Origin of the sequence: Pseudomonas sp. AG1028 (genome assembly GCF_007993955.1) — a bacterium.
Classification (GTDB): Bacteria; Pseudomonadota; Gammaproteobacteria; order Pseudomonadales; family Pseudomonadaceae; genus Aquipseudomonas; species Aquipseudomonas straminea.
Map to the genome: position 1 here is coordinate 218604 of NZ_VIVP01000003.1, position 16264 is coordinate 234867.

Consider the following 16264-nt stretch of genomic DNA (forward strand, 5'->3'; position numbering starts at 1 on the left):
AGCCATTTGCGCTTCTGTCAAGTCTGCTATTTAATGTGGAAAAACATAAATCATCCGTAAGTTATGGATGTGAATAGGAAATCGGTCGTGCTAGGGCTCTTCAGTAAAAAAGCGAATACGCTTTTGGGGATCGATATAAGTTCGACCTCCGTCAAGCTCCTCGAATTGAGTCGCTCAGGTAGCCGCTACAAGGTAGAGGCCTACGCTGTCGAGCCGCTCCCCGCCAATGCTGTGGTTGAAAAGAACATCGCCGAACTCGAGGGTGTCGGGCAGGCGTTGTCGCGCGTGCTCGCCAAGGCCAAGACCAGCGTGCGCTCGGTTTCCGTGGCCGTTGCCGGCTCCGCGGTGATTACCAAGACCGTGGAAATGGAAGCAGGCCTGTCGGACGATGAGCTGGAAAACCAGCTCAAGCTCGAAGCCGACCAGTACATTCCTTACCCTCTTGAAGAGGTGGCGATCGACTTCGAAGTTCAGGGTATTTCGCCGCGCAACCCTGACCGGGTCGAAGTGCTGCTGGCGGCCTGCCGTAAGGAAAACGTCGAAGTTCGTGAGGCAGCCCTGGCGCTTGCCGGCCTGACTGCCAAGGTCGTCGATGTCGAGGCCTATGCCCTTGAGCGTGCCTACGAGCTGCTTGTCGAGCAGTTGGGTGGCGCGCACGACGAGCTAACCGTGGCGGTCGTCGATATCGGCGCGACCATGACCACCCTCAGCGTGCTGCACAATGGCCGCACCATCTATACCCGCGAGCAACTGTTCGGCGGGCGTCAACTGACCGAAGAGATTCAGCGCCGCTACGGCCTCTCCGTCGACGAAGCCGGGCTTGCCAAGAAGCAGGGCGGCCTGCCCGACGATTACGAAAGCGAAGTGTTGCAGCCGTTCAAGGACGCGCTGGTACAGCAGGTGTCCCGCTCGCTGCAGTTCTTCTTCGCTGCGGGGCAGTACAACGATGTGGATTACATCCTGCTGGCCGGCGGAACTGCCTCCATCCCGGATCTCGATCGCCTGATCCAGCAGAAGATTGGCACCCAGACACTGGTCGCCAACCCCTTCGCCGATATGGCCCTGAGCGGCAAGGTCAACGCGGGAGCGCTGGCCAGTGACGCGCCGGCACTGATGATTGCCTGTGGCCTGGCGATGAGGAGTTTCGACTGATGGCGCGGATTAACCTCCTTCCCTGGCGTGAGCAGCTTCGCGAAGAACGCAAGCAGCGCTTCCTGGTTTCGCTGGGCGGCCTTTTGGTCGCTGCTGCGGCGCTGGTTTTCCTCGGCGACCAGTATCTGAATGGCGAAATCGAGAATCAGCAGGCCCGTAACGACTTCGTGCGCAAGGAAATTGCTGTGCTCGATACCCGTATCGCGGAGATCAGCGAGCTGCGTACCCGCCGCCAGCAGCTGCTGGAGCGGATGAAGATCATTCAGGATCTGCAGGGCAACCGCCCGATCATCGGTCATGTGTTCGACCAGTTGGTGCGAACGCTGCCCGATGGCGTGTATTTCACCGGGGTGAAAATGACCGGCAAGACCATCGCCATTGTCGGTGCCGCGGAATCCAACAGCCGAGTTTCCAAACTGATGCGTGACATGGATGCTTCCGACTGGCTGACCGCCCCCAACCTGACCGAGGTCAAGGCCGTCACCGCCGGCGCAGTGGATCAGGCCAATACCTTTCAGCTGACCGTGCAGCAAGCGCAGCCGGGCAAGGATCAAGCGGAGGTCAAGCCATGAGCCTGAATGATTCCCTGGCCAGTTTGCGCAAGATCGACGTCAATGATCTGGATCTGAACAACATCGGCTCCTGGCCTGCCGCGGTCAAGGTGATCGCCGGCATTCTGGCCGTCGTACTGGTGCTGGCCCTCGGTTACAACTTTCACCTCAAGGATCTGCAGGCCACGCTGGATCAGCAGCGGCTAGATGAGGAAACGCTCAAGGAGCAGTTCTCCACCAAGGCTTTTCAGGCCGCCAACCTTGAGGCTTACCGCGAGCAGATGAAGGAGGCTGAAACCTCATTCGGCGCCCTGCTCAAGCAGCTGCCCAGCGATACCGAAGTGCCGGGCCTGCTCGAAGACATCACCCGTATCGGCCTCGATAGCGGCCTGGAGTTCGAGGAAATCAAGTTGCTGCCGGAAGTGACCCAGCCCTTCTACATCGAACTGCCAATTCAGATCAAAGTGGTAGGTGGCTATCACGATCTGGCGACGTTCGTCAGTGGCGTGGCCAGTCAGCCGCGAATCGTCACCCTGCATGACTTCGAGCTGGTGCCGGCCGAACAGGGCAGCACCTCCAAGCTGCGTATGAGCGTTCTGGCCAAGACCTACCGCTACAACGACAAAGGGGCACACCAATGAAACGTGTCCTCTTACCCGGCCTGCTGCTGGTGACCCTGAGTGGCTGCGGCGGTGGTGACTTCAGTGATTTGCAAGCCTACATGGATGAAGTGCGGGCACGGCCGAAAGGGCAGATAGAGCCCCTGCCGCAACCCGAGCCCTACGAAAGCTTTACCTACAGTGCCGCTGCTCTGCGTAGCCCTTTCCAGCCGCCGGTGAAGATCGATATGGTCGCCCGGGCGAAAGGCAGCAAGGAAATCAAGCCCGACGAGACGCGCGTCAAGCAGTTCCTCGAAGGGTTCAATATCGAGCTGTTCGAGATGGTCGGAACCCTGGCCAATGACAAGGGTTCGTTCGCGTTGGTAAGCGGTGCCGGTGGTGTTCATCGCGTCAAGGTCGGGGATTACCTGGGACGCAATGAGGGCCGCATCGTTGCCATCGACAGTGCCAAGATCGACGTGGTCGAGATCGTCCCGGACGGTGAGGGCGGCTGGCTCGAACGTCCTCGCACCCTCACTCTGAAGGAGCGCTCCTGAGGAGCGAGGTGATCCATGAATAGAAATAACCGGTCTGCCAAACGGAACCCAAGCATGAACAGCTCCCTCTCTCGCCTCAGCATTTCGCTGCTGGTGGCTATGCTCTCTCCTGCCGTTCTGGCCGCCAATCTGCAGGCGCTGGATGTGGCTGCTCTGCCGGGTGACCGTGTCGAGTTGAAACTGTCTTTTGATGAGCCGGTGGCAGCGCCCCGCGGCTATACCATCGAGCAGCCGGCGCGTATCGCCCTGGATCTGCCGGGCGTATCCAACAAGCTGGGCGTGAAGAATCGCGAGCTGGGCATGGGTAATGCGCGCAGCGTCACGGTTGTGGAGGCCAAGGATCGTACGCGGCTGATCATCAACCTGACCAACCTGTCGCCTTACAACACTCGCACCGAAGGCAATAATCTGTTCGTGCAGGTCGGCACCGGCGTGGCCACGTCGGCGACCACGACCGCTGCAGCGCCCGTGACTGCGCCCGCCGCAGCGGCCCCGCGTCCTGCTCAGGCTGCAGCGCCAGTTTCCGCGCCGGCCGCTCCGAAGGTATTCGGCGCCGTGAACAAGTCGATCAGCAATATCGACTTCCAGCGCGGTGAGCAGGGTGAGGGCAATGTCGTCATCAACCTGTCCGATGCGTCCGTCAGCCCGGATATTCAAGAGCGCGGCGGCAAGATCATCCTCAACTTCAATCGCACCCAGCTTCCTGAAGCTCTGCGTGTGCGCTTGGACGTCAAGGACTTCGCCACGCCCGTGCAGTTCGTCAGTGCCACTGGCAAAGGCGATGATGCCAGTATCGTCATCGAGCCGGTGGGTGCCTTCGACTACCTGGCCTACCAGACCGAAAACAAGCTGACCCTCAGCGTCAAGCCGCTGACCCAGGAAGATGCAGAGAAGCGTCAGGCTGATCGCTTCGCCTATACCGGCGAGAAGTTGTCGCTGAACTTCCAGGACATCGACGTGCGCTCGGTGCTGCAGCTGATCGCCGACTTCACCGATCTGAACCTGGTCGCCAGTGACACGGTGGCCGGCAATATCACCCTGCGTCTGCAGAATGTGCCGTGGGATCAGGCGCTGGATCTGGTGCTGAAAACCAAGGGCTTGGACAAGCGTCAGGTCGGCAATGTATTGCTGGTCGCGCCAGCCGAGGAGATTGCGGCGCGTGAGAAGCAGGAGCTGGAATCGCAGAAGCAGATCGCTGAATTGGCGCCGCTGCGTCGTGAGCTGATTCAGGTCAACTACGCCAAGGCTGCCGACATGGCCAAGCTGTTCCAGTCGGTGACCAGTGCCGATGGCGGCGTGCCGGATGACCGTGGCTCCATCACGGTCGATGAACGTACCAACAGTATCATTGCCTACCAGACTCAGGAGCGATTGGATGAGCTGCGTCGTATCGTGGCGCAGCTCGATGTAGCGGTTCGTCAGGTGATGATCGAAGCGCGTATTGTTGAAGCGAACGTTAACTACAGCAAGGCGCTGGGTGTTCGTTGGGGTGGAGCAATAGGTGCTGGCTCGCGTTACACCGCGTACGGTAAAGATGGCAACGTAGGCATTAGGGATGCGACCGGTACTACCAGTAGTGGCTGTGGACCGTTCGCCGGGAACTGCACATTGCCCACGGCTGCCGCTGCCGGTGGCGGGAGTAGCTCGGGTAGCTCACCAACGCCGTTTGTCGACATGGGGGTAGCGAATAGTACCTCTGGGATCGGTATAGGTTTTGTTACCAACAGCGCGATTATCGACCTCCAGTTGTCTGCCATGGAGAGCTCAGGTAACGGTGAAGTCGTTTCCCAACCCAAGGTCGTGACCTCGGATAAAGAAACCGCGAAAATTCTCAAAGGTCAGGAAATCCCTTATCAAGAGGCCAGCTCCAGCGGCGCGACAAGCACATCGTTCAAGGAGGCTGCGTTGTCTCTTGAGGTAACCCCGCAAATCACCCCTGACAACCGCATTATCATGGAGGTCAAGGTCAACAAGGATGCGCCTGACTATCAGAATGAATTAAATGGGGTTCCGCCGATCAGCAAGAACGAGGTCAATGCCAAGGTCCTGGTAGCCGATGGCGAGACTATCGTCATTGGTGGGGTATTCGAAAATACGCAGACGAAGTCTACCGAAAAGGTACCGTTCCTTGGTGATGTGCCTTATCTCGGTCGCCTCTTCCGGCGCGATACCGTCAACGACAACAAGACCGAGTTGCTGGTTTTCCTCACTCCGCGCATCATGAACACTTCTGCGGTGGCTGTGAGCCAGTAAGTTGTGCGTAATCTGATCCTTGTCGGCCCGATGGGTGCTGGAAAAAGCACCATCGGGCGTTTGCTTGCCAAAGAGCTGCGGTTGCCATTCAAGGACTCCGACAAGGAGATCGAGCAGCGTACCGGCGCCGATATTCCATGGATTTTCGATGTCGAGGGTGAGCAGGGTTTCCGCGAGCGCGAGCAGGCGGTGATCTGTTCGTTGTGCGAATTCGATGGCCTGGTGCTGGCTACTGGCGGTGGTGCGGTTTTGCGGCCGCAGAATCGTCAGGCATTGCGAAGCAGTGGCCGCGTTGTTTATTTGCATGCTTCCGTAGAGCAGCAGATCGACCGCACGGCTCGTGATCGCAACCGGCCTTTGCTGCGTGCACCCAATCCCGGGCAGGTGCTGGCTGATCTGCTCGCCATCCGTGATCCGCTTTATCGGGAAATCGCTGACGTGATCATCGAGACCGATGAGCGTCCGCCGCGAATGGTGGTTCAGGAAATTCTCGAGCGGCTGGAAGCGCTGGCGCCCCGTTAATGACAGGGCAGAACTGCGCTATCCTAGAGCCCTTTTTCAATCGGGGGCTCCATGCAAACACTTCATGTTGATCTCGCTGAGCGCAGCTACCCCATTCATATCGGGGCTGGCCTGCTGAGCCGCGCCGACTTGCTGGCGCAGCACATCGTCGGGCGCCAGGTGGCGATCGTCACCAACGAGACCATCGCGCCGCTGTATCTGCAAGCGCTGCAGGACACGCTCGCCGATTACCGCGTCACCCCGATCGTGCTGCCCGATGGCGAGGCGTTCAAGAACTGGGAAACCCTGCAGAGCATTTTCGATGGCCTGCTCGGCGCGCGCCATGACCGGCGCACGACCGTTCTGGCCCTGGGGGGCGGGGTGATCGGCGATATGGCTGGCTTCGCTGCAGCCTGCTATCAGCGTGGCGTGAACTTCATCCAGTTGCCGACCACGCTGCTGTCCCAGGTCGATTCCTCCGTAGGTGGCAAGACCGGTATCAATCATCCGATGGGCAAGAACATGGTCGGTGCGTTCTACCAGCCGCAAGCCGTGCTGATCGATACGCGCAGCCTGGATACCCTGCCGCCGCGTGAGCTGTCGGCGGGCCTTGCCGAGGTCATCAAGTACGGGCTGATCTGTGACGCGCCGTTTCTCGACTGGCTCGAGGAGAACATGGCCGCATTGCGCAGCCTGGATCAGGCCGCTTTGACCGAGGCCATCGAGCGTTCCTGTGCGGCCAAGGCCCGGGTGGTCGGTGCTGACGAGAAGGAAACCGGCGTGCGCGCCACCCTGAATCTGGGGCATACCTTCGGTCACGCCATCGAGACGCAGATGGGCTATGGCGTCTGGTTACATGGTGAAGCCGTGGCGGCAGGAACGGTGATGGCTCTGGAGATGTCTCATCGCCTGGGTTGGATCGATGCCGACGAGCGCGATCGTGGTATTCGTCTGTTCCAGGCTGCCGGCTTGCCTGTGGTGCCGCCCCGGGATATGACGCCCGAGCAGTTCCTAGCGCACATGGCCGTGGACAAGAAGGTGCTGGATGGTCAATTGCGCCTGGTGCTGCTGCGTTCGCTGGGCGAGGCGGTGGTGACCAGCGATTACCCGGCAGAGATATTGAGTGCCACCCTGGCCGCCGATTACCCGGCGCTGGTGGCCCGGCTTAACAATCAGTGAGTATTCAATGACCAGTTTGCACGCCGACGAAGCATTTCTCGATCACTACCAGTTCACCCACGACCCGTTCGCGGCGCGGGTGCCTGGTTTCAAGTTCTTCCCGGCGCAACGCAAGCCGGTGCTCGGGCAGTTGCATCACCTGGCGCGCTATAGCCAGTTGCTGCTGGTGGTCACCGGCCCGGAGGGTAGCGGCAAGACCCTGCTGCGGCAGGCGCTGGTGGCCAGCACCAACAAGCAGGCCGTGCATAATGTGGTGGTTTCGGCCCAGGGCGCTGCCGATCCGGCGACCCTAATGCGCCACATCGCCCAGGGTTTGAATACGCAGCAGACCGATCGTGCCGCACTGCTCGGTCAGGTCGGCCAGCTGTCGCTGACCGGCCAGGAAGTCTACCTGCTGATCGACGATGCCGAAGAGCTCAGCGACGCAGCGATCGATGAGCTGCTGATACTGGCCCAGGGCAATGCCGAAGGGCGCCCTCACGTTTTCCTGTTCGCCGACACCGATCTGATCGGTCGCCTGGATGCGCTGAGCAACGGCGAAGAGTCGTTCCACATTATCGAACTCGAACCGTACAGCGAAGAGGAAACTCGCGAATACCTGGCCGTACGCCTGGATGGGGCGGCCCAGGGCATCGAGCTCTTGTCCGACGAGCAGGTCGAGCTGATCCACGAGCGCTCCGGCGGCTGGCCTGGTGAGATCAATCGGGTCGCGCGCGAGGTGCTGATCGACGCCATGGCTTCGCGCCGTGGCGCGGCTAAGGCCGGTGGCTTGGCGCTCAAGCTGCCGAAGAAGCACCTGCTGGCCCTTGGCGTGGTCGCTGTCGGTGTAGCTGCCGCGCTGCTGATGCAGGGCCGCTCCGAACCGACCGATGCACAGGCCCCGGCGCCGACCCAGGCTCAGTTGCCCATGGGTAGTGCACCACAGCCGCAAACGGCGCCAAGCGCTCCGGCAAGTGCCGAGCAGGGCGCTGATGGCAAGCCGCCGATCGAGTTTGCCGGCAGCAATCAGCCATTGCCGTTGCCCCTGGTAGGTCAATCCCAGCCGGTGATCCGTCAGCCGCTGGCCCAGGCGGCTGGCGAAACGGACGGTGAGGCCAATGTGGAGTTGCCCGAGTCCACGCCGGCCGCGCCGGTGACCCTGCCTCCTGCTACGGCGCAGAATGCACCAGCGCCGACTCCGGCCCCACAAGTGACCACGCCGGCCGCGCCGCAACCGAAGCCATCCGAACAGCCCAAAGTCGCTCAGCAGCCGAAACCGGTTGAGCAACCCAAACCCGCAACCCAGCCTGCGCAGGCTGCCCGGCCGGCTCCCGCCACCCAGGCACCGGCTGCGGCAGGCGGTTCGCAAGCCAATGGCTGGTACGCGTCGCAGAACAAGGCCCACTTTACCCTTCAGGTGCTGGGTACCAGCACGGAAGCCGCGGCACGCTCCTTCGTCAGCCAGAACGGCGCGCAGTACCGCTACTTCAAGAAGATGCACCAGGGTAAGCCACTTTTCGTCATCACTTATGGTAGTTTTGCCAGCCGCGATGCCGCCCAGGCTGCCGTGAAGACCCTGCCTGCCAAGGTTCAGGCCGGGAAGCCCTGGCCGAAGACCTTCGCCAGCGTCACCCAGGAAATGGCCAACTGATCGAAAGAGCCCGTTACGCAGAAACTGACTTAACGGGCTCTTTCGTTTTTGCGACATTTTATTCCTGTTTTTCGTCACATTGTTCTTTGTGACGTCTATCTCGCTATGTACAATGCCCTCCGTTTGCCTGCGCAACGCGGCGTCTAGACCTGCGCGCGGATTAGAGAAAACGCCTGAGAAAGGCTGTCTGGTGAGAGTCCCTTATGAAAGCAGGTTTGTACCGTCCTGATGAGTTCAAGGATAACTGCGGCTTCGGCCTGATCGCCCACATGCAAGGTGAGGCCAGCCATCACCTGTTGCAGACGGCGATCGAAGCACTGACCTGTATGACCCACCGTGGTGGCATCAACGCCGATGGCAAGACCGGTGACGGTTGCGGTTTGCTGATTCAAAAGCCCGATCTGTTCCTGCGCGCCATCGCCAAGGACACCTTTGGCGTCGAACTACCCAAGCAATATGCCGTCGGCATGGTCTTCCTCAACCAGGATGACGCCAAGGCCAGCACTGCCCGCGAGAACATGAACCGCGAGATCCAGGCTGCCGGCCTGAACCTGGTCGGCTGGCGCAAGGTGCCGCTGGATACCAGTGTGCTCGGCCAGCTGGCGCTCGAGCGTTTGCCGCAGATCGAGCAGGTGTTCATCGGCGGTGAAGGCCTGAGCGACCAGGAATTCGCCATCAAGCTGTTCTGCGCCCGTCGCCGTTCCTCGGTGGCCAATGCCGCCGACACCGAGCACTACATCTGCAGCTTCTCGCACAAGACCATCATCTACAAAGGCCTGATGATGCCGGCCGACCTGCAGCAGTTCTACCCGGACCTGGGTGACGAGCGCCTGCAGACCGCCATCTGCGTGTTTCACCAGCGCTTTTCCACCAATACCCTGCCGAAGTGGCCGCTGGCTCAGCCGTTCCGCTTCCTCGCCCACAACGGCGAGATCAACACCATTACCGGCAACCGCAACTGGGCCCAGGCGCGCCGTACCAAGTTCGAGAATGGCCAGATCCCGGCCCTCGACGAGCTTGGCCCACTGGTCAACCGTGTCGGTTCCGACTCCTCGAGCATGGACAACATGCTCGAACTGATGGTCACCGGCGGCATCGACCTGTTCCGCGGCGTGCGCATGATCATTCCGCCGGCCTGGCAGAACGTCGAGACCATGGACGCCGACCTGCGCGCGTTCTACGAATACAACTCCATGCACATGGAGCCCTGGGATGGTCCGGCCGGCGTGGTGCTGACCGACGGCCGCCATGCCGTGTGCCTGCTCGACCGCAACGGCCTGCGCCCGGCACGCTGGGTGACCACCACCAATGGCTACATCACGCTGGCTTCGGAAATCGGCGTGTGGAATTACCAGCCCGAGGACGTGGTCGCCAAAGGCCGGGTCGGCCCGGGCCAGATCCTTGCCGTGGACACCGAAACCGGCCAGGTGCTGACCACCGACGACATCGACAACCGCCTCAAGTCGCGCCACCCCTACAAGCAGTGGCTGCGCAAGAGCGCGCTGCGCGTGCGCGCGACCATGGAAGACAACGACCATGGCTCGGCCTTCTACGAGGCCGACCAGCTCAAGCAATACATGAAGATGTTCCAAGTCACCTTCGAGGAGCGTGACCAGGTGCTGCGTCCGCTCGCCGAGCAGGGCCAGGAAGCGGTCGGCTCCATGGGTGACGACACGCCGATGGCCGTGCTGAGTCAGCGCGTGCGCTCGCCGTACGACTATTTCCGCCAGCAGTTCGCCCAGGTCACCAACCCGCCGATCGACCCGCTGCGTGAAGCTATCGTCATGTCGCTGGAGATCTGCCTCGGGGCCGAACGCAACATCTTCGAGGAGTCGCCCGAGCACGCCATTCGCGTGATCCTCAGCTCGCCGGTGATCTCTCCGGCCAAGTGGCGCACCCTGATGAACCTGGACCGCCCGGGCTTCGAGCGGCAGATCATCGACCTCAACTACGACGAATCGATCGGCCTGGAAGCGGCCGTGCGCAACATGGCCGATCAGGCCGAAGAAGCCGTGCGTTCCGGCAAAGTGCTGCTGGTGCTGACCGACCGCCATATCGCGCCGGGCAAGCTGCCGGCCCACGCCGCACTGGTCACTGGCGCGGTGCACCACCGCCTGACCGAGACCGGCCTGCGTTGCGACTGCAATATTCTGGTGGAAACCGCCACCGCCCGTGACCCGCACCATTACGCGGTGCTGATCGGTTTCGGCGCCTCGGCGGTTTACCCGTTCCTGGCCTACGAAGTGCTCGGCGACCTGATCCGCACCGGCGAAGTGCTGGGCGATCTGTACGAAGTCTTCAAGTATTACCGCAAGGGCATCTCCAAGGGCCTCTTGAAGATTCTCTCGAAGATGGGTATCTCCACCGTCGGTTCCTACCGCGGTGCCCAGCTGTTCGAGGCCGTCGGCCTGGCCGACGAGGTCACCGACCTGTGCTTCCGTGGCGTGCCGAGCCGCCTCAAGGGCGCGCGTTTCGTCGACCTGGAAGCCGAGCAGAAAGCCTTGGCCGCCGAAGCCTGGAACAACCGCAAGGCGATCCAGCAGGGCGGTTTGCTCAAGTTCGTCTATGGCGGCGAATACCACGCCTACAACCCGGACGTGGTTAACACCCTGCAGGCCGCGGTCAAGCAGGGCAGCTACGAGAAATTCAAGGAATACACCGCGCTGGTGGATACCCGCCCGGTGTCGATGCTGCGCGACCTGCTGCAGGTCAAGCTGGCCGACCAGCCGCTGAGCCTGGACGAAGTCGAGCCGCTGGAGTCGATCTTCAAACGTTTCGACGCCGCTGGTATCTCCCTCGGCGCGCTGTCGCCGGAGGCCCACGAAGCGCTGGCCGAGGCGATGAACCGCCTGGGCGCGCGCTCCAACTCCGGTGAGGGCGGCGAAGACCCGGCGCGCTACGGCACCATCAAGAGTTCGAAGATCAAGCAGATCGCCACTGGCCGTTTTGGCGTGACCCCGGAATACCTGGTCAACGCCGAAGTGCTGCAGATCAAGGTCGCCCAGGGCGCCAAGCCGGGCGAGGGCGGTCAGCTGCCAGGCGGCAAGGTCAACGGCCTGATCGCCAAGCTGCGCTATGCGGTGCCGGGCGTGACGCTGATCTCGCCGCCGCCGCACCACGACATCTACTCCATCGAAGACCTGGCGCAGCTGATCTATGACCTCAAGCAGGTCAACCCCAGCGCCCTGGTCTCGGTGAAGCTGGTCTCCGAAGCCGGCGTCGGCACCATCGCCGCCGGTGTCGCCAAGGCCTACGCCGACCTGATCACCATCTCCGGCTATGACGGCGGTACCGGCGCCTCGCCGCTGACCTCCATCAAGTACGCCGGCGCACCGTGGGAGCTGGGCCTGGCGGAAACCCACCAGACCCTGCGCGGCAACGACCTGCGCGGCAAGGTACGGGTACAGACCGACGGCGGCCTGAAAACCGGCCTGGACGTGATCAAGGCCGCTATCCTCGGCGCCGAAAGCTTCGGCTTCGGCACCGCGCCTATGGTCGCCCTGGGTTGCAAGTACCTGCGCATCTGCCACCTGAACAACTGCGCCACCGGCGTGGCCACCCAGAACGACAAGCTGCGCAAGGACCACTTCATCGGTACCGTCGACATGGTGGTGAATTTCTTCACCTATGTGGCCGAGGAAACCCGCGAGTGGCTGGCCAAGCTGGGCGTGCGCAGCCTCGGCGAGCTGATCGGCCGTACTGACCTGCTCGACGTGCTGCCAGGCGAAAGCGCCAAGCAGAACCACCTGGATCTGACCCCGCTGCTGGGCAGCGACCACATCCCGGCGGACAAGCCACAGTTCTGCGAAGTCGACCGCAACCCGCCGTTCGACCAGGGTCTGCTGGCCGAGGAAATGCTGTCGATGGCCAAGTCGGCCATCGATGGCGCCACTGGCGGCGAGTTCGAACTCGACATCTGCAACTGTGACCGTTCCATCGGTGCCCGCGTGTCCGGTGAGATCGCCCGGGTGCATGGCAACCAGGGCATGGTCAAGGCGCCGATCACCTTCCGCTTCAAGGGCACGGCCGGGCAGAGCTTCGGCGTGTGGAACGCCGGCGGCCTGAACCTGTACCTCGAAGGTGACGCCAACGACTACGTCGGCAAGGGCATGACCGCTGGCAAGCTGGTGATCGTGCCGCCGAAGGGCAGCCCGTTCGCCACCCAGGACAGCGCCATCATCGGTAACACCTGCCTGTACGGTGCTACCGGCGGCAAGCTGTTCGCCGCGGGTACCGCGGGCGAGCGTTTCGCCGTGCGCAACTCCGGCGCCCATGCGGTGGTCGAGGGCGTGGGCGACCACTGCTGCGAGTACATGACTGGCGGTTTCGTCTGCGTACTGGGCAAGACCGGCTACAACTTCGGTTCCGGCATGACCGGCGGCTTCGCCTATGTGCTCGATCTGGACAACAGCTTCTACGACCGCGTGAACCATGAGCTGGTGGAAATCCAGCGCATCAACAGCGAGTCCATGGAGGCCTATCGTAGCCACCTGGAGCGCGTGCTGGTCGAATACGTCGAAGAGACGTCGAGCGAGTGGGGCCGTAACCTGCTGGAAAACCTGGACGACTACCTGCGCAAGTTCTGGCTGGTCAAGCCCAAGGCCGCGAACCTCAAGTCGCTGCTCTCCAGCATCCGCGCCAACCCGCAATAAGCAGCTTCAAGCGGCGTGCCTTGACAGCAGGGCCGTCGCTCAACGTGATTGTCTCGCAGCTCTGGGCGTACCGCCCGGCGCTGCTGCTAAGAGGTTTATGACATGGCTGAACGTCTGAATAACGACTTCCAGTTCATCGAAGTCGGGCGTAAAGACCCGAAGAAGAAGCTGCTGCGCCAGCGCAAGAAAGAGTTCGTCGAGATCTACGACACCTTCAAGCCGGCCCAGGCCAGCGACCAGGCGCATCGCTGCCTGGGTTGCGGCAACCCGTATTGCGAGTGGAAGTGCCCGGTGCACAACTTCATCCCCAACTGGTTGAAGCTGGTCTCCGAAGGCAACATCCTGGCCGCTGCCGAGCTGAGCCACCAGACCAATACCCTGCCGGAAGTCTGCGGTCGCGTTTGCCCGCAGGATCGTCTCTGTGAGGGCGCCTGTACCCTCAACGACGGTTTCGGCGCGGTGACCATCGGTTCGGTGGAGAAGTACATCACCGATACCGCCTTCGCCATGGGCTGGCGCCCGGACATGTCCAAGGTCAAGCCGACCGGCAAGCGCGTTGCGGTGATCGGTGCCGGCCCTGCTGGCCTGGGCTGTGCCGATGTGCTGGTGCGCAACGGCGTAACCCCGGTGGTGTTCGACAAGAACCCGGAAATCGGTGGCCTGCTGACCTTCGGCATCCCCGAGTTCAAGCTGGAAAAGAGCGTGCTCAGCAACCGCCGCGAAGTGTTCACCGGTATGGGCATCGAGTTCCGCCTGAACACCGAAGTGGGCAAGGACGTCACCCTGCAGCAGCTGCTGGATGAGTACGATGCCGTGTTCATGGGCATGGGCACCTACACCTACATGAAAGGCGGCTTCCCGGGTGAGGATCTGCCGGGCGTCCACGATGCTCTGGATTTCCTGATCGCCAACGTCAACCGCAACCTTGGTTTCGAGAAATCGCCGGAAGACTTCGTCGACATGAAGGGCAAGCGCGTCGTGGTGCTCGGCGGTGGCGACACCGCGATGGACTGCAACCGCACCTCGATCCGCCAGGGCGCCAAGGCCGTCACCTGCGCCTACCGCCGCGACGAAGCGAACATGCCTGGCTCGCGCAAGGAAGTGAAGAACGCCAAGGAAGAGGGCGTGAAATTCCTGTTCAACCGCCAGCCCATCGCCATCGTCGGAGAAGACAAGGTCGAAGGCGTCAAGGTGGTCGAGACCCGTCTCGGCGAGCCAGATGCCCGTGGCCGTCGCAGCCCCGAGCCGATCCCGGGCTCCGAGGAAATCATCCCGGCCGAAGCCGTGCTGATCGCCTTCGGCTTCCGCCCGAGCCCGGCGCCGTGGTTCGAGGAGTTCGATATCCGTATCGATACCCAGGGCCGTGTGGTCGCTCCGGAAAAGGCCACCTTCAAGCACCAGACCAGCAACCCGAAAGTGTTCGCCGGCGGTGACATGGTGCGCGGCTCAGACCTGGTGGTCACTGCCATCTATGAAGGGCGCAATGCTGCCGAAGGCATCCTCGACTATCTGGGCGTCTAAGCGACAGCGCTCGGCGAGCCGTCAGGCAGTTGCCCGCGACAAATTGACCCGATAGAGAAAAGGCACGGCACTCGCCGTGCCTTTTGCTTGGCGCTCTGCGAAAATGCCCACACTTTTTTCGCTGGATGCTGCCATGACTGCCCTGAAGAACGACCGCTTCCTTCGTGCCCTGCTCAAGCAGCCCGTCGACGTCACGCCGGTATGGATGATGCGCCAGGCCGGTCGTTACCTGCCCGAATACCGCGCCAGCCGCGCCAAAGCCGGGGACTTCATGAGCCTGATGATGAATCCCGAGTTCGCCTGCGAAGTCACCCTGCAGCCGTTGGACCGCTACCCGCAGCTCGACGCCGCGATCCTTTTCTCGGACATCCTCACCATTCCCCACGCCATGGGCCAGGGCTTGTATTTCGAGACCGGCGAAGGTCCGCGCTTCAGGAAGGTGATCAGCAGCGCGGCGGATATCGATGCGCTGCCGATTCCCGATCCGGAACAGGATCTGGGCTACGTGATGGATGCGGTGCGCACCATCAAGTCGGCGCTGAACGGCCGGGTGCCGCTGATCGGCTTTTCCGGCAGTCCCTGGACCCTGGCGACCTACATGGTCGAGGGCGGCTCGTCGAAGGACTTCCGCAAGATCAAGGCGATGGTCTATGACCAGCCCGAGGCCATGCACGTGCTGCTCGACAAGCTGGCGCAATCGGTGACCGCCTACCTCAATGGGCAGATTCGCGCGGGCGCCCAGGCGGTGCAGATCTTCGATACCTGGGGCGGCAACCTGTCGTCGGCGGCGTACCAGACGTTCTCCCTGGCCTACATGCAGAAGATCGTCGACGGGCTGATCCGCGAGCAGGATGGCCGCAAGATTCCGGTGATCCTGTTCACCAAGAATGGCAGCCTGTGGCTGGAGTCCATGGCCGCTACTGGCGCCGATGCGCTGGGCCTGGACTGGAGCTGCGATATTGGCGAGGCGCGCCGCCGCGTCGGCAATCAGGTGGCCCTGCAGGGCAACATGGACCCGACCGTGCTGTACGCCAAACCGGCTGCGATCCGCGCCGAAGTCGCGCGCATTCTCGAGAGCTATGGCAATGGCACAGGCCATGTCTTCAACCTGGGCCATGGCATTACTCCTGAAGTGGATCCGGCTCATGCTGGCGCCTTCCTCGAAGCGGTGCACGAGCTGTCGGCCCAATACCACGGCTGATCCTGGTCAGTTCGCCTGTGGCTTGCCGCGAGGCGAGTGCAGGCGGATGTCGATCAGCGTGTCGTCTTCGCCATGCCCGAACTGCGCCGCCTCGGGCGCAGGCTTGCCCTTGAGCAAGGTCGGGTTGCTGGAAAAGCCGACCGGCTCCAGCGGAATGCCGCGGGGGCTGAGGTCGAGCCTGCCGTTGCCGTTGCTGTCCTGATACAGCTGCAGGGCAAACCGCCCGGGCGGCACGTCCTTGACGATCAGCTGTTCGCCGTTGCCCTGCTGGGTGCGCAGCAGCGGCTCCCAGTCGGGCTGGTCAGCGGCGACCAGCCCCAAGTACAGCGGCGCATCACTCTGCTTGCCTTGCACGCGCACCAAGAGATCCCCCGCCTGGGCCGACAACGTGCCAAACAGGAGAACCACTGCGCATGCCGCGCAGCGTTTGGTTACGATTTGAAGACGTCTCTGTGGCATAATCCGCCT

Annotated in this window: 12 protein-coding genes; 11 read left to right on the top strand and 1 reads right to left on the bottom strand. The window is 62.1% G+C overall.

Annotated elements, in window-relative coordinates:
* Nucleotides 1-87 precede the first annotated feature (87 nt).
* The 11 genes from FB481_RS06240 (at nt 88) to hemE (ending at nt 15796) form a co-directional block, all read left to right on the top strand.
* Nucleotides 88-1152 carry a pilus assembly protein PilM gene (locus FB481_RS06240; RefSeq protein ID WP_147175510.1) on the top strand — a complete coding sequence of 355 codons (1065 nt, stop codon included), beginning with the start codon at nt 88-90 and terminating at the stop codon, nt 1150-1152.
* Nucleotides 1152-1724: a type 4a pilus biogenesis protein PilN gene (gene pilN, locus FB481_RS06245; RefSeq protein WP_013789548.1), complete on the top strand. Its 573-nt coding sequence runs from the start codon at nt 1152-1154 to the stop codon at nt 1722-1724. Before FB481_RS06240 ends, pilN begins: the two co-directional genes overlap by 1 nt.
* Nucleotides 1721-2344, top strand: coding sequence for a type 4a pilus biogenesis protein PilO (pilO, locus tag FB481_RS06250; protein ID WP_013789549.1), 624 nt, complete (start codon nt 1721-1723; stop codon nt 2342-2344). The genes pilN and pilO overlap by 4 nt, the downstream gene beginning before the upstream one ends.
* A complete protein-coding gene (gene pilP, locus FB481_RS06255) occupies nt 2341-2859 on the top strand; it encodes a type 4a pilus biogenesis lipoprotein PilP (RefSeq protein ID WP_093500332.1) in 519 nt (172 codons plus the stop codon). The genes pilO and pilP overlap by 4 nt, the downstream gene beginning before the upstream one ends.
* Before the next feature lie 54 nt (nt 2860-2913).
* The gene (gene pilQ / locus FB481_RS06260; RefSeq protein ID WP_147175512.1) at nt 2914-5112 is read left to right on the top strand and encodes a type IV pilus secretin PilQ; all 2199 of its coding nucleotides are present in this window, start codon (nt 2914-2916) and stop codon (nt 5110-5112) included.
* Between the two features lie 3 nt (nt 5113-5115).
* Nucleotides 5116-5634, top strand: coding sequence for a shikimate kinase AroK (gene aroK, locus FB481_RS06265; RefSeq protein ID WP_147175514.1), 519 nt, complete (start codon nt 5116-5118; stop codon nt 5632-5634).
* A 51-nt stretch (nt 5635-5685) separates the two neighbouring features.
* Nucleotides 5686-6792: a 3-dehydroquinate synthase gene (aroB, locus tag FB481_RS06270; RefSeq protein WP_147175516.1), complete on the top strand. Its 1107-nt coding sequence runs from the start codon at nt 5686-5688 to the stop codon at nt 6790-6792.
* Between the two features lie 7 nt (nt 6793-6799).
* Nucleotides 6800-8422 carry an AAA family ATPase gene (locus FB481_RS06275; protein WP_147175518.1) on the top strand — a complete coding sequence of 541 codons (1623 nt, stop codon included), beginning with the start codon at nt 6800-6802 and terminating at the stop codon, nt 8420-8422.
* A 203-nt stretch (nt 8423-8625) separates the two neighbouring features.
* Entirely contained in the window at nt 8626-13074 is a 4449-nt protein-coding gene (gene gltB / locus FB481_RS06280; protein WP_147175520.1) for a glutamate synthase large subunit, read from the top strand.
* 102 nt (nt 13075-13176) lie between these two features.
* Nucleotides 13177-14595 (top strand): FAD-dependent oxidoreductase, encoded by a 1419-nt coding sequence (locus tag FB481_RS06285; protein WP_147175522.1) that lies wholly within the window; start codon nt 13177-13179, stop codon nt 14593-14595.
* A 133-nt stretch (nt 14596-14728) separates the two neighbouring features.
* Complete coding sequence (gene hemE, locus FB481_RS06290; protein WP_147175524.1) at nt 14729-15796, top strand: uroporphyrinogen decarboxylase; 1068 nt, start codon at nt 14729-14731, stop codon at nt 15794-15796.
* A gap of 6 nt (nt 15797-15802) precedes the next feature.
* Here the strand turns inward: hemE and FB481_RS06295 are convergent, their stop codons facing one another.
* Nucleotides 15803-16204 (bottom strand): DUF2141 domain-containing protein, encoded by a 402-nt coding sequence (locus tag FB481_RS06295; RefSeq protein WP_167363080.1) that lies wholly within the window; start codon nt 16202-16204, stop codon nt 15803-15805.
* Nucleotides 16205-16264 lie beyond the last annotated feature (60 nt).

Coding starts and splice junctions, on each gene's coding strand:
- hemE (WP_147175524.1), top strand. CDS start 14,729: ATGACTGCCCTGAAGAACGACCGCTTCCTTCGTGCCCTGCTCAAGCAG.
- pilO (WP_013789549.1), top strand. CDS start 1,721: ATGAGCCTGAATGATTCCCTGGCCAGTTTGCGCAAGATCGACGTCAAT.
- pilP (WP_093500332.1), top strand. CDS start 2,341: ATGAAACGTGTCCTCTTACCCGGCCTGCTGCTGGTGACCCTGAGTGGC.
- FB481_RS06275 (WP_147175518.1), top strand. CDS start 6,800: ATGACCAGTTTGCACGCCGACGAAGCATTTCTCGATCACTACCAGTTC.
- gltB (WP_147175520.1), top strand. CDS start 8,626: ATGAAAGCAGGTTTGTACCGTCCTGATGAGTTCAAGGATAACTGCGGC.
- pilQ (WP_147175512.1), top strand. CDS start 2,914: ATGAACAGCTCCCTCTCTCGCCTCAGCATTTCGCTGCTGGTGGCTATG.
- aroB (WP_147175516.1), top strand. CDS start 5,686: ATGCAAACACTTCATGTTGATCTCGCTGAGCGCAGCTACCCCATTCAT.
- pilN (WP_013789548.1), top strand. CDS start 1,152: ATGGCGCGGATTAACCTCCTTCCCTGGCGTGAGCAGCTTCGCGAAGAA.
- FB481_RS06285 (WP_147175522.1), top strand. CDS start 13,177: ATGGCTGAACGTCTGAATAACGACTTCCAGTTCATCGAAGTCGGGCGT.